This window comes from Exiguobacterium sp. s133 (assembly GCF_018618595.1).
Classification (GTDB): Bacteria; Bacillota; Bacilli; order Exiguobacteriales; family Exiguobacteriaceae; genus Exiguobacterium_A; species Exiguobacterium_A oxidotolerans.
The window spans coordinates 61,046-73,242 of the sequence record NZ_JACSMK010000011.1 but is presented as its reverse complement, the minus strand read 5'-3'; the positions used below and the strand labels follow the sequence as shown (position 1 = coordinate 73,242).

The 12,197-nt window shown below is 45.9% G+C and carries 16 protein-coding genes; 12 read left to right on the top strand and 4 right to left on the bottom strand.

Going from position 1 to position 12,197, the window contains the following annotated elements:
• Nucleotides 1-67: 67 nt before the first annotated feature.
• From KNP96_RS13555 to KNP96_RS13545, 3 genes are all read left to right on the top strand, one after another.
• On the top strand, nucleotides 68-532 hold the full coding sequence (locus KNP96_RS13555) for an SDR family NAD(P)-dependent oxidoreductase (RefSeq protein WP_214771133.1): 465 nt from the start codon (nucleotides 68-70) through the stop codon (nucleotides 530-532).
• A 431-nt stretch (nucleotides 533-963) separates the two neighbouring features.
• On the top strand, nucleotides 964-1,203 hold the full coding sequence (locus KNP96_RS16965; protein ID WP_353048364.1) for a YcxB family protein: 240 nt from the start codon (nucleotides 964-966) through the stop codon (nucleotides 1,201-1,203).
• Between the two features lie 587 nt (nucleotides 1,204-1,790).
• Complete coding sequence (locus KNP96_RS13545; protein ID WP_214765036.1) at nucleotides 1,791-2,366, top strand: YcxB family protein; 576 nt, start codon at nucleotides 1,791-1,793, stop codon at nucleotides 2,364-2,366.
• 277 nt (nucleotides 2,367-2,643) lie between these two features.
• On the opposite strand, the gene KNP96_RS16960 is transcribed toward KNP96_RS13545, so the two are convergent.
• Both KNP96_RS16960 and KNP96_RS13540 read right to left on the bottom strand, forming a co-directional pair.
• Nucleotides 2,644-2,895: a DUF6290 family protein gene (locus KNP96_RS16960; protein WP_353048363.1), complete on the bottom strand. Its 252-nt coding sequence runs from the start codon at nucleotides 2,893-2,895 to the stop codon at nucleotides 2,644-2,646.
• 203 nt (nucleotides 2,896-3,098) lie between these two features.
• On the bottom strand, nucleotides 3,099-3,551 hold the full coding sequence (locus tag KNP96_RS13540) for a GNAT family N-acetyltransferase (RefSeq protein WP_088838496.1): 453 nt from the start codon (nucleotides 3,549-3,551) through the stop codon (nucleotides 3,099-3,101).
• A 283-nt stretch (nucleotides 3,552-3,834) separates the two neighbouring features.
• On the opposite strand from KNP96_RS13540, the gene KNP96_RS13535 reads away from it, so the two are divergent.
• Entirely contained in the window at nucleotides 3,835-4,515 is a 681-nt protein-coding gene (locus KNP96_RS13535; RefSeq protein WP_214771127.1) for a DUF5694 domain-containing protein, read from the top strand.
• Nucleotides 4,516-4,585: 70 nt separating this feature from the next.
• A complete protein-coding gene (locus KNP96_RS13530; RefSeq protein ID WP_214771124.1) occupies nucleotides 4,586-5,209 on the top strand; it encodes a VOC family protein in 624 nt (207 codons plus the stop codon).
• On the opposite strand, the gene KNP96_RS13525 is transcribed toward KNP96_RS13530, so the two are convergent.
• Nucleotides 5,180-6,106 carry a zinc-binding dehydrogenase gene (locus KNP96_RS13525; RefSeq protein ID WP_214771121.1) on the bottom strand — a complete coding sequence of 309 codons (927 nt, stop codon included), beginning with the start codon at nucleotides 6,104-6,106 and terminating at the stop codon, nucleotides 5,180-5,182. The two genes, KNP96_RS13530 and KNP96_RS13525, sit on opposite strands and share 30 nt — an antisense overlap.
• A gap of 177 nt (nucleotides 6,107-6,283) precedes the next feature.
• Between KNP96_RS13525 and KNP96_RS13520 the strand changes: the two genes are divergently transcribed.
• From KNP96_RS13520 to KNP96_RS13495, 6 genes are all read left to right on the top strand, one after another.
• Nucleotides 6,284-6,919 (top strand): hypothetical protein, encoded by a 636-nt coding sequence (locus KNP96_RS13520; protein ID WP_353048362.1) that lies wholly within the window; start codon nucleotides 6,284-6,286, stop codon nucleotides 6,917-6,919.
• Between the two features lie 372 nt (nucleotides 6,920-7,291).
• Nucleotides 7,292-7,687, top strand: coding sequence for an RDD family protein (locus KNP96_RS13515; protein ID WP_088837214.1), 396 nt, complete (start codon nucleotides 7,292-7,294; stop codon nucleotides 7,685-7,687).
• Nucleotides 7,688-7,817: 130 nt separating this feature from the next.
• Nucleotides 7,818-8,279, top strand: a complete 462-nt coding sequence (locus tag KNP96_RS13510; protein ID WP_214766174.1) for a GNAT family N-acetyltransferase — start codon at nucleotides 7,818-7,820, stop codon at nucleotides 8,277-8,279.
• Nucleotides 8,280-8,402: 123 nt separating this feature from the next.
• Nucleotides 8,403-9,107 (top strand): ABC transporter ATP-binding protein, encoded by a 705-nt coding sequence (locus KNP96_RS13505; RefSeq protein ID WP_214771118.1) that lies wholly within the window; start codon nucleotides 8,403-8,405, stop codon nucleotides 9,105-9,107.
• Nucleotides 9,104-9,868 carry an ABC transporter permease gene (locus KNP96_RS13500; RefSeq protein ID WP_214771115.1) on the top strand — a complete coding sequence of 255 codons (765 nt, stop codon included), beginning with the start codon at nucleotides 9,104-9,106 and terminating at the stop codon, nucleotides 9,866-9,868. Before KNP96_RS13505 ends, KNP96_RS13500 begins: the two co-directional genes overlap by 4 nt.
• Nucleotides 9,869-10,003: 135 nt before the next feature.
• Nucleotides 10,004-10,330, top strand: a complete 327-nt coding sequence (locus tag KNP96_RS13495) for an SMI1/KNR4 family protein (RefSeq protein WP_157898485.1) — start codon at nucleotides 10,004-10,006, stop codon at nucleotides 10,328-10,330.
• Nucleotides 10,331-10,423: 93 nt separating this feature from the next.
• Here the strand turns inward: KNP96_RS13495 and KNP96_RS13490 are convergent, their stop codons facing one another.
• Entirely contained in the window at nucleotides 10,424-11,176 is a 753-nt protein-coding gene (locus KNP96_RS13490; RefSeq protein ID WP_214771112.1) for an SDR family oxidoreductase, read from the bottom strand.
• Nucleotides 11,177-11,303: 127 nt separating this feature from the next.
• Between KNP96_RS13490 and KNP96_RS13485 the strand changes: the two genes are divergently transcribed.
• Nucleotides 11,304-12,014, top strand: a complete 711-nt coding sequence (locus KNP96_RS13485; protein ID WP_214771108.1) for a tubby C-terminal domain-like protein — start codon at nucleotides 11,304-11,306, stop codon at nucleotides 12,012-12,014.
• The last annotated feature ends 183 nt before the right edge of the window (nucleotides 12,015-12,197 follow it).

Here is a 12,197-nt window from a genome sequence, read left to right as displayed (position 1 = left end):
AAGCTCATGACGACCTCGTGTAAAATCTAATGGTCGAATAGTGACTGTAGGGAGTATGGGGTACGATGTGGGGATTAAAACTATCAAATTTGATGACATGAATTGGGATAAGGGTTATCAAGGAAATAATGTGTATAGTCAAAGTAAACTGGCGCAAATTATGAGTATCTATGAATTGCAAGACCGCCTGAAAAAAGCAGGTAAAACCAATGTTAAGGCATATGCCTGTCATCCCGGTTCGTCTTCTACGTCATTAATAACAACAAGCGGCAGCTTAGGTTTGAGAATCGTATTTGGTTTAATGAAATTGTCACCTATGGTTCAATCAGCAGAAAAAGGTGCATACCCTGAACTCATGTGTGCAACAGAGGGCAATCTAGATGAGAGTGGATTTTATGGTCCTACAGGAAGAGCCAACTGGGTAGGTCCTGTTGGCAACTGTGGTATTAAAGATCACGCCTTAGATAAGAAAGTATCAAAAAGACTATGGGAAGTCTCGGAAAAGGAAACGGGAGTTAGTTGGAATTTATAATTCAAAAAATTACTTTACTAGAGTATGGATCAATACTAGAAAAATTTATATTCAGCAGGTTTTTTAGAAGAAGTTCAAGCGAGAGCTTCCAGACTGTAGAAAGGAGCAATGTAATTGATTATAAAATATCAATTAACGTTCGAGGATTTAATGTCTTTACAGAAAGACCTGATTGAAAACACAAAGTATCATAAAAAAAGACGCAAATTTTTGTTGATCTATACGGAGATTTTAGCATTCTTCTACGGGTTTACATCGATCTTGTATTTCTTACCTAGAACGATCCCCTTTGCAATTTTCTGCTCCATTGCTGTAGCAGTAGGGATTTTGTTCTCTATTCTACTGAGGCCTCTTTTGAAAAAAATGTATCTGCCAATCGCTATGAGACAAGGCAGGTACTTCTTGAAAAAAATAGTAGTTGGCCGAGAAATGTGACGTTGAATCTTCATGAAGCGGGTATTGATTGGAATTCTGACGATGGGAAATTGAATCGAACACTTAAACTTGCTTGGGAATCGATTGAAAAAGTAAATGAAGATGAAAATCATATCTATCTGTATTATCAAAAATCTGAAGCATTAATTATCCCAAAGAACATACGTGTATTAAGTTTGACAGAGCAAAATGAGTTCAAACAGCTCATACGAAATCACTTAAATATTTCTCTATAAGTAAGAGATAGATTTGTTCCAAACCAGAAGGATATAGAATCTAATATAGTTCAATTGTAATTCAATCTTAAAAAGAGAAGAAATTTTGCAAGTTCATGTGTGAGATTGAAAGTTGTATGGTGGCAAAATTCTTATAGAACCGGTGTTTTTTTATAAGGGTGATAACGAAAATTGCGATTAACTGTTGTGAGGTAGCTTTATATTTCTAATGCTTACGACGAAGGGTACGAAGCATACGAAGCGTGATAAAATCAGAAAAAGTCTAATACTTCTAATCTAAAATCTATAAAAAAATCGGGAGGGCTTTATGAAATTTAAGTCATAAAAGATGGATTCATTTTGAAAACTTTAAAAATTCAATAAGCTCCCGAGACTAACTGAATTTTGACGTTACTCTTATTTGCTTTACTCTTTATCAAAACGTTGGCTTTTAATGGATGTAACAATCAGATAGCATACTTTCTCGAGATAGTTTAATTAGGTAAAGACTCAATGTACTAGAGTTGACGGTAATAAAGTACTTACGATAAATAAAAGATTCTTTGTTTAATAGCAAACTAACTTATTCTGAGAAGAGGAGCTATCTAATGAATTTAGAGTATCAAATGACTTTCGAAGACTTTATGGCCTTACAAAAGGACTCTCTAAAGCGAATTCATTATCACCAAGCAAGATACAATATTACTTTTGTAGCGCTCTCCATGATTGTATTTTTACTAGGTATGATTGTTTTCACTTTACTGGTGCGGATTTTTCTCGACTTTCTCTCAGAAAATGTAAGGGACATTCTTAAAATCTGCTTGTCTTTTATTCCAGTTATATTATTAAGACCAACTTTAACAAAATACTATGAATTCGTTACAATTCGACAGTTAAGGTCTTCACTTAAAAATGATAAGCGATGGCCGAGAAATGTTTCATTAAACTTTCATACAGCTGGTATTCAAGTAAATTCATCTTATAACGGTATAAATAAAAATACAGACATAGCATGGAAAGAAATTAAAAATGTTGGTGAAGATGATGACCGTTTCTTTTTATACTATGAAAATACGGAAGCGATTATATTACCAAAAAAGAATTCAACATTAACTGAGTCTGAAAGAACGAAACTTGGTGAATTGATGAAGCAGCACTTGAATTATGAATTTAAACTGGAATAAAAATATTAATTTATTTCTGCTTCTCATTAAGTCATAAGAACTCACATATAGTTCTTGTATAGAAAGATGTATATAAATCTATAAAATAAAATAAAATAAAGCCACCAAGTGCGAAGGAACTTCGCTCGGTGGCCATTTTTTGTACAAATGTAATTTATACTCTGTATTTAATACATGTCATTTCGATTGTATTTTGCAATAGGTTTGTGGTTCTTACGCAATGTTAGTGAGGTGATGTTTTCAATACTATGGGAATAGAGTTGAAAAGGACTGATTCCTATGTACGAAATCGAAAAACTGGGTCTGCGTATTCGCATAATAACGATGGAGAAGAACGATCATGAGACTCACCTGATGGTGCATCTTGTTTCGTATTCTCGAACGTAACAGTTTCAAACTTCTTTTCGTGTGCTGCCATTAAAATACGGTAGCGTGTCAAATTGTTTTCATTCTCGATACGATTAAGAATTAAATCACGCATGAGGTGAGAAATTGTGATGTTCTTTGCTTCTGTGTATGTTTGGACCATATGTAGATCCTCTCATTGTGTGCAGAACATAATTGCATAAAGTGTGAACTGTGAGGAGGATATCTGATGACACGTTTCTTTGCTCGAGCTACTCCCAATTGATTTGTTGTTCGTAAGGGCTGACTGATTGTGTAAAAGCAAGGCAAGGTTCGTCTCCGTATAAAATCGAGACGAGCTGTTTGGTATGAAGGAAGTAGAAACTTTTATATGTCTTGAGACAACCGAATCATGTCTGTGCACCGGATACCGTTTTCTACAATCTCCTCTTCGTAGTGCCTCAAGAAGAAATTCAAGTCGACTCCGACGATCCGAAATCCACATTTTTGATAAAGTGCCAACTGACCGATGCTTGAGTTTCCTGTGCCGATTTCGATGGTTGCATAGTCCATCGCTTGCGCAGTTAGGATGGCATGTCTTAAAAGACGTTTTCCTATGCCGTTACCTTGATGTCTCGCCTCTACTGCAAGATTTACAATTTCAATCGTTTGCGGTCTTGTCGGCAGAAGCACATACACGCCAATCCGTTGATTCCTAGATTCAGCTATGAAACATCGACCTCTCTTCAAGTATTCAGCAACTATTTTCTGAGAAGGGTCTGCTGATAACAAAAGTTCCATCGGAGGGTTCTCATGAACGGACAGTTGACGGATGTTCATTTTCATAGACGGATACTCCTCGCGGATTAATTTTGACGTGCTTCCTTTTTTAATTCCTTTAAATTCACTGAGCTGACATGAATCGGTTCAGTTTTTCTACCGGATTTAATCTTTCGGCAAGTGTATGGATTATGCATCGCAGTTCGTCTTCTCCTTCTACTTGGACGGAAGTCAGGTCGAGTCGCCTCTGACAATCAGCGAGAGGTCTATTTTAACGAAACGGACTAGGATTAGCCTCCTGTTTACAGTAAAATGGAAATAGCAGAAAAGGGAGGTATATTCGATGATACAACGCGCGACCGTATTACTCGTCGGGACCGTTCATTTGGACCGTCCTGACAACGGGGACTTGTTTCGTCCGCGCATCTTTGATGTGTTTTCAGACGAAAGGCAGCAGGAGATTCAACAGGTCGTCGAAGTCCTGCAAACGTTTCGTCCGACAGAAGTTGCGCTAGAGATTTTGCCTGAGCAGGCGGACGCACTGAATGGCGACTACGCCGCTTATCTCAAGCAAACCTTTACGCTGACGGCGAATGAACGCCATCAACTCGGGTTTCGAGTGGCGCGCTCGGCGGGTCTGACCGGTCTGCAGGCGGTGGACTGGAATCAGACGGTAGAAGGTGTCCCGAATCTTGCGGAACTCGAACAGCTCGACCTGATCGCGTTTGACCGCTTGATGCGTGCCGAACAACAAAAATCCGAGTCACTCGAAGCGACATTGCTCGAGCAGACCTACCTCTCGTTCCTTGAACAACTAAATGACAAACAGGCGGTCGAAGCAAGTCACCGGACGTACCGGCAACTCGCCCGGCTAGATCCGGCGACGCACGTCGGGGCGAGGTGGGTCATCCAGTACTGGTACTACCGCAATCTGTTAATCGCGAACCGGATTCTTGATTTGGCGGAGCCGGGGGAACGGATTCTCGTCCTCTATGGTGCCGCTCATTTACCGTTAATACAATAATTTTTAGACGACAGTGGGGGCGTCGATGTGATGACGTTCCCTGAACTAATTGCGAAGGGGAGTAACGCCGATGTTGTTTCATTATCATCTTTGGACGCCGAACGTTGAGGCGACGGAGCAGTTTTATGAAAAATTAGGGTTTGCGGTCACGCAACGGATTGGAAAAACCGACGGCGCGTTTACCGCGTTTGATCCGCCATTGACATGGGATGACTTTCGGGACGACGGGATTCGCTTTCGAATCATCGAGATGAAACGCGGCGCCATCAACGTCACGTTCGGTCACGGGAAAGCCGTTCGCTTCGACCATCTCGGTTTTCTCGTGACACCCGAACAACGGACACTGCTTCTCGAACGTGCACAACAGATGGGCTGGACCATCCAAGCGAATGACCGGCGGACGTTCATCCAGACCCCGTACGCCTGTCGGATTGAACTGCAGACGTATCACGATGCGATTTTATCGAACGGTCCTCATCTGAAACGGCTTGAACTGGCGACGAAACAAGTCGGCTTTGAACAGGAGTTGAAGCGGTTGTTCGGCCATGCAATCGATGAAGTGACGACGGTGCCTGGTGATCATACCGTCTTACAGCAAGTCGTCTTTACGGGGGAAAACATCGAAGCCGTCGATCCGAACGGCGTGTCTGTCAGACAAACACGGTCACCAGTCGTAGCTGACAAACACTTTTAACGGTTTTGCACCTGCCTGTAAAGCCTCGAAACATGGAATCAAGTCCGACCAATCGACCGACTGCTCAAACAGCTTGAACAAGGCAGGCGTCTTTCGGGCGGCCGGCAAAAACCAGTCCGCATGGGCGCGGTAATCGAGCCCGTCACTCGATCCGACGATCCGTAACTCTTTTGCATAGAAGCTTGGGCAGAGCGACAAGACGTCGTAATTGCCGTCAGAGAGAATGCAGAGCTGACCATGGGGGACGAGTGCCTCCTGAAGATGCGCAAACGCGGTTTGCCGTCCCGAACATTCGAGGGCAGCGGCATAGGTATTCAGCTCGAGGTCGTTTCCGGACGTAACCGTGCGGGTTGCCCCGAGCTGTTTTGCGAGTGCATGTCGCCTTTCGTCCGGGTCGACGGCGTCAATGCGCGAGAGACCGAAGTAGTGACGTAGGTAAAAGACGGTCAATAACCCGATCGTCCCGAGCCCGGTCACGGCGACGGCATCCGACGGACGGGGATTAAGTTTATGGACGCCTTTTGCGGCGTCACACGATAAAATCGTCAACAAGGCGAGTTGCGGCGGCAGGTCGCGCGGGACGGGAATGACTTTTGCTGCGCGGACGGTGGCGATGTCGTGATGACCGTAAAAAGCGACGACGCGGTCACCGACACGGATGTCTGAGACATCCTCTCCGATTGCCAGCACTTCCCCGTAACTCTCGTATCCCGTTTCCTTCGGATAGGTCGGGGCGAGGTCTGACCGGTCAGTCGCCATGACTTGCGGCAATTCCGCGCCGATGCTGATTGCTCCATGTAATGTCTGGATGAGTAGTTCATCTGCTTGCAAGGGCGCTAGGGGTTGCTCGACCCACTGGAGCGTCCGGGGGGCCGTCAATTGCAGTCTGTGTGGCATGCGTTCAGTTCCTCCGTTTTCTTAACATGAATATCCTGATAATGGAATTATAACATGAAGGTAAATCAGTATATGACAATTTTGTAAGGTTGAAAGAAACATCGATTGCCCGATTTTCAAAGTGTTTTCTGCTATGCTGAAAAGGTAGAGCGGAGCTCACGAGTATCTAAAAAGGAAGTGGCGAACATCGAGCAGATTGAGATGTCGATCCATCGTGGATTAGTGGAATTAAAAATGTTAGATAAACGGATTAAAAAAGGTCAGCTTGGTCACTTTATCGGATTGCATACGGGAGACAAACCGCCTGTCGGTTTTCCGAACGTCGAACAGTTCGCGACGGAAGCGGCGGCAAATCTCCAGTCGATTCGCGCATTGATTGAGCGTCGAAATCAAATCAAAGCAGCGATTACCGCATCGAATGCCGTGACGCGTGTCCGAATCGCCGGGACCGAGATGACGGTCGCGGAAGCGATTGATCGTCGCGATACGGGTCTTGACTACGATCGCCAATTGTTACAAACGCTCAAAACACAACTGCATGAAGTGGAGCAGACGATTGAACAGGAACGTATCGAGATCGAGCGGCGTGCAGAAAATCATATCGAAGCGACATACGGTGCGCGTGAAAAAGGGGACGCGGAAGAAATTGAAAAAACGCGTCGTCTGTTCATCCAACGATTAGAACCGAAATTGATTGACCCCTCCGGTCTTCGGCAAGTCATTCAACAGTTAGACGAGTCAATCGACGCATTTGATGCCGAAGTCGATTTCAGTCTATCTGAAAGTAATACACTTACGAAAATATTAATCTAAACCTACCGTCCTGTTTGTCTGATGATTTCATAACCGAACACGCGTCGTCCGTGCGATAACGGACATCTTCTAATCGGTTGACCGATTAGCATCCAAGATGGTCCTTGCGACCGTCCGGTCAAAGCTGAATGTTCAACGATCAAAGGACAACGCTGACGCTTCAACACTCAGACAGATTACTGTTCAAACATCAACGGTCACCGTTCGATTAAATCCATGAGAAAACGGGAAAAGAGAGGGGATGTTCGTTGCCTCTGAAGTCACCGCATGGCTGGGCAGACAGGACGTTTCATCGTTTTGCATGACGCCCCTTCTTTCTTCAGAAAAAGAAGGGGCATTTTTTTAAATTCAAATCGAGAAAGGATGATTTAAATGGAATCCCTCACAAAACGAAGAATCGGAGCGGCTGTCGTTAACTTGATGGTGAACGCTGTCATTGTAAATGTCCTTGAAGAAACAGTTCTCAAACGGGTCAAACGTCCCGTCATCCGTGGCATCGTCACCCAGTCCGTCGTCGATGTCGTCATGGAAACGGTTCAATTACGCTTGACGGATGGCCGAACGGTCGGCAGTCGTGTTATGGGACTCCGTGTCGTCAGTCAAGACGACCAACCGTTGAAAACGACACAAATCCTTAAACGGATTGCTTACCGTGAAGTATTCACAGCAGGGAAATTCTTTAAGGACCGTCAGCGTTATCTAGAGGATGCCTCCGTTTTACCGGAAGATGAGTTTGCGAAAACACGTGTCATTCGTGAAGGACGGTAAAATCGCTTATTTCATTGATCCATGTACGCTATAACCCGTATCGCGCTTAGTCTGTTGAAGCGATGCGGGATTTGTTCGTGTCTTGAGCAGACTGTAGAGATCACAAGAACGCAGAGGAGGTGAATGGCCAATGAATCCTTTCATGACGATCGAAGACATTAATGACGCGAATCTGGCCGCGGTTCTCGGATTAAAAGTCGCAGCCGCGCAGCGCGCATATATCGAAACGAACGCGCAGTCGCTTCAGGAAGCGATGAACGATCACGACCACGGTTGGCGTTGTTATGCCTTATGCGAAAACAGGCAGCCGGTCGGGTTCATGATGATTGGTGCTGAAAACCGGACGGACAAGTACATCTGGCTTGACCGGTTCATGATCGGTCAGCAGTATCAAGGACAAGGGCTAGGAACGCAGTTTTTAAGACGAGCAATCGGTTTCATCGAAGACCATTTCGAAGTCGATGAAATCGTGTTGAGCTTACACACAGAAAATACGCATGCCAAGTATTTTTACGGGCAAGCGGGCTTTACTGATATCAAACGGATTGATGAAACGAACGGCGAAGAAATTTGGGTCTATCGTCTGACGTGATGTCCGCGATTCGTTCATCTGTATGGTGTAAGCCTTGTGCATCTGTCGAACCTTCTCGCTGTCCGCGCGGCAACCGTCCCTGCTACACTAGAAAAAACGACCAAAAAGGTGAGGTGGAGTGGTGTGGCAGTCATTGAATTTAAGGATGTCCAGTACAAATCGATACTCAAAGGGATCTCCGGGACGTTTCGGGAAGGAAAAATCACGACGCTCGTCGGACCGAGCGGCGCCGGGAAAACGACGTGTCTGAAACAAATCAACGGATTACTTTCCCCGGACGCCGGGACGCTTTATTTTAAGGGAACCGATTTAAAAGACATCGATATGATGGAGCTTCGAAAAAAGATTGGCATGGCCTTTCAAAGTGCCCCGATGATTGCGGGGACCGTGTACGACAATTTGAATCTTCCAAAAGCGATCTTCAATCAGACATTGGAACAGGAAGAGGCCAAGCGTCTGTTGGAGCGGGTCGACTTAAAAGAGCTACCGTTGACACAAAACGTCAAGGAACTGTCGGGTGGCGAAAAAAGCCGCATCGCGATCGCGCGGACACTCGTCAACCGACCGGATGTCCTGTTGCTCGACGAGATCACGGCCAGTCTCGATTACCGGATGGTCAAGGAAATCGAGGCGCTCGTCCGAAAGATTCAACGGGAATTCAACGTGACGGTGATCTGGATTACGCATGATCTCGAACAGGCGCGCCGTGTCAGTGATGACATGTGGTTCTTAAAAGACGGGCAATTGATTGAACAGGGAACGATTGAATTGATTGAGGGCTCGGATAATCCCGCCATCGAAGCGTTCGTCAAGGGGGTCGACCAATGAGTTACGTGCAACTCGCTTCCGCCTTAGTCTTTATCTTGATTCCGTTAGTGCTGACATATACGTTAAAGCTTGGACTTGGCAACGATATTTTGATAGCGACGGTCCGGTCGATCGTCCAGTTGTTGATTGTCGGTTATCTCTTGACGTTCGTTTTCGAAAGTGACAGTAAAATTTACATCGGGTTGATGATTCTGTTGATGATTGTCGCGGCAACGCTCAACATCATCAAAAAGGGTGACGGAATTCCCGGGATTACGGGCATTATTTTACTGACGTTAGTCAGTGTCGAAGTCTTGACGATGGGCATCATGCTCGGTCTTCGAATCATTCCGTTCGAAGCGCAGGAAGTCATTCCGATCAGCGGGATGGTGATTGGCAACTGTATGATTTTGTCGCTTTTGTTCCTGAATAAGTTCAAGGATGAGGTCGAACGGGGCGATGAAGTCATTGAGCTGATTTTAGCGCTCGGAGGTACTCCGAAAACAGCGATTGACCGAAGTTTGAAAAGCGCCATCAAGACGAGTATGATTCCGACGATCGAGGCGCAGAAAACGATGGGACTCGTCCAGCTTCCCGGCATGATGAGCGGTTTGATCATCGGTGGGGCCGATCCGATGGAAGCTGTCATGTACCAGTTATTAATCCTGTTCCTGATTTTGACGAATGCTGCCGTGTCTTCCGTCATGGTCGGCTACCTGTCCTACCGGAAACTGTTTAATCAAAAAGCCCAATTCCTTGGGTTGACCAATCGAAACGACTGAGCTACCCTAGAAAAATACGTCATGACGCTAACAGATTTCGGAAGTATCCGAAGTCTGTTTTTGTTTACTAACATAAAGAAGCATCAAACTGAAGATGAAACAGCGACGTGCTACTAAAAGGGATGTGAAGAAGAAGTGATGACGATTGAACAAGTAATGGCGATGTTACCGGTTGAGGAAGAAGAAATACGATTGACAGATGTCGATGGATTGCCACGTTATGCATGTGTTCATCCGGTTGATCTGTTTGAGGAATCACAAGCGATTTTTCGGAGTATCATTGAAGTCGAACACCATCAAGCGGATCGATTAAAATCATGGTACATTATCGGATACGAAGACATGGATGGGGACCTGTTATGTGTGGATCTCGTAACGAGCGAAGTGATGGTCGTCGGTCATGAAACACTGGAACGCGAAGAAGTCGTCGCTCCGTCCTTGACTCAATTTTTGCAGGGATGACGTCTGATTCGTATGCAACATAAGAAAACGAAAAAGGTCACCGGACGTCATCGTCCAGTGACCTTTTCGTTCGCCGACTAACGGATTATGCCATTATTGACGGATAAAGCCACCTTCCGAATGCAGAACTTGCCCGGTGATCCAGGCACCTTCGTCACTAACGAGAAATGAAATCAAGCGGGCGACGTCGTTTGGTGCCCCGATGCGGCCAAAGGGAAATTTCGGTAGCAGGGCGGAGCGGATCTCATCCGTCATCCAAGTTGAGTCGGTCGGACCGGGGTTGACGGCGTTGACCGTCACGCCGAACGGGGCAACTTCCTGGGCGAACGTCTGCGTAAAAGCAGAAATCGCACCTTTCGTCGCGACATAAGCAAGTTCACCCGGCATCGGTCCGCGTTCCTGGCCGGATGTCATGTTGATGATCCGTCCTGATGATAACGGTGACGCTTGCAGGTGGCGGGCGAACTCGACCGATAACAGTAACGTCGAGCGGATATTGACCGCATAATGAGTGTCGAGCGCTGCGGCGTCGAGCGACAAATAGTCGGTCTGCGTCGAGTGAGCGGCGTTGTTGATTAAAATCGACGGTTGGCCGAGCGTCCCAACGACGGTTTGATGGACAGTTGCCGCCGCCGCCGGATTGGCTAAGTCAATCCGGAATCCTCTTGCCCGGACACCGAATGTTGCTAACTCCGCTTCAAATGATGGGATCCAGTCGGCTTCCGCTTGCCAGGCGGTGAAAAAAATCTCGATGCCTCGTGCGGCAAGCGTCCGACAGATCGCTGCCCCGATATCCCGTTCGTGACTGGCACCGGTCACGAGTGCGATTTGTCGTTGTTCAGTCATGCTGCATCTCCTCCTTGAATTCCATCCATTAACATATTTTAACTCATTTAGATAATCCTTACTATCGTAATCGTGCTAGTGTACACTAAAACCAGGATTAACGAGCGGGTATTAAAAGGAGGCAAGAATGACGATGGGTGAAATGTTGTTATTGTATGGATTATTGACGATTGGAATGGTCATCCGCTTCCTCTTAACCGGCATGTTCAGTTGGCTGGAATTTGGTCTGATTTCGCTGCTTCTGCTCGCAGCACTTGGTGGCGCGCTTCTCGATTACTGGCAAATCAGACGCGACATGCGGTACGTGGGACGCACGAAGACGATAGCGACACGTTGCGTCGAACGGACGACACGGCGACCGAAATACGTGCTGGAAGGTGCACAGCAGATTGGATCCTATCGACGGAGCTATCCAAAAGGATGGCAATTTTTGTTTGTTCAGCTCTCGGCAAAGCTGCGGGGGTGGTTCTTGAATCTGAACTTCAGTTTTTCCGACCGTACGTTTTCTTACGTCGAACAACGGAGTTCTCTTCTAGCGCGGAATCAAAAGTGGCTCGTCTACGAAAACGGTGAAGTCGTAGGCACGGTCCGGACCGACGCGTCACTGAAACGGATGAGTACGTTTAAAGAAGTCATGCTCCTGTCCTATCAAGACGTCGAGTACGAAGTCACGTCCTCGACGTTATCCTCGAAGATTAAAGTCTGGCGAGGGACTGAGGTGATTGCGACGAGTAAAGCGAACTTGCGGTCCGACGTAACGTTTAAAGTCAAGGAGCAGCAAAATCAGTCCCTGATCTTGTCGGTGCTCGTATTGTTCCATTATCATTTTCAATCGTAAGTCGAAAGAAATGAGTGTTCATGAAGCGCGTAATCATTCATTGGTGTATGATTTAGGAACACTTCAGTGAAAGACGGGAGGCATCGAGATGGATAAAACAGATGGCTGGATCATCGTCAGCGTATTGGTCGGATTGTATTTCGGGTTATTCGCTAAACCGAAACGCGTGACTGGAAAAAAAGC

What these genes read in the sequence shown, in the direction of transcription:
- KNP96_RS13545 (WP_214765036.1), top strand. Translation starts at nt 1,791, where the DNA reads ATGAATTTAGAGTATCAAATGACTTTCGAAGACTTTATGGCCTTACAA.
- KNP96_RS16960 (WP_353048363.1), bottom strand. Translation starts at nt 2,895, where the DNA reads ATGGTCCAAACATACACAGAAGCAAAGAACATCACAATTTCTCACCTC.
- KNP96_RS13540 (WP_088838496.1), bottom strand. Translation starts at nt 3,551, where the DNA reads ATGAACATCCGTCAACTGTCCGTTCATGAGAACCCTCCGATGGAACTT.
- KNP96_RS13535 (WP_214771127.1), top strand. Translation starts at nt 3,835, where the DNA reads ATGATACAACGCGCGACCGTATTACTCGTCGGGACCGTTCATTTGGAC.
- KNP96_RS13530 (WP_214771124.1), top strand. Translation starts at nt 4,586, where the DNA reads ATGTTGTTTCATTATCATCTTTGGACGCCGAACGTTGAGGCGACGGAG.
- KNP96_RS13525 (WP_214771121.1), bottom strand. Translation starts at nt 6,106, where the DNA reads ATGCCACACAGACTGCAATTGACGGCCCCCCGGACGCTCCAGTGGGTC.
- KNP96_RS13515 (WP_088837214.1), top strand. Translation starts at nt 7,292, where the DNA reads ATGGAATCCCTCACAAAACGAAGAATCGGAGCGGCTGTCGTTAACTTG.
- KNP96_RS13510 (WP_214766174.1), top strand. Translation starts at nt 7,818, where the DNA reads ATGAATCCTTTCATGACGATCGAAGACATTAATGACGCGAATCTGGCC.
- KNP96_RS13500 (WP_214771115.1), top strand. Translation starts at nt 9,104, where the DNA reads ATGAGTTACGTGCAACTCGCTTCCGCCTTAGTCTTTATCTTGATTCCG.
- KNP96_RS13490 (WP_214771112.1), bottom strand. Translation starts at nt 11,176, where the DNA reads ATGACTGAACAACGACAAATCGCACTCGTGACCGGTGCCAGTCACGAA.
- KNP96_RS13485 (WP_214771108.1), top strand. Translation starts at nt 11,304, where the DNA reads ATGACGATGGGTGAAATGTTGTTATTGTATGGATTATTGACGATTGGA.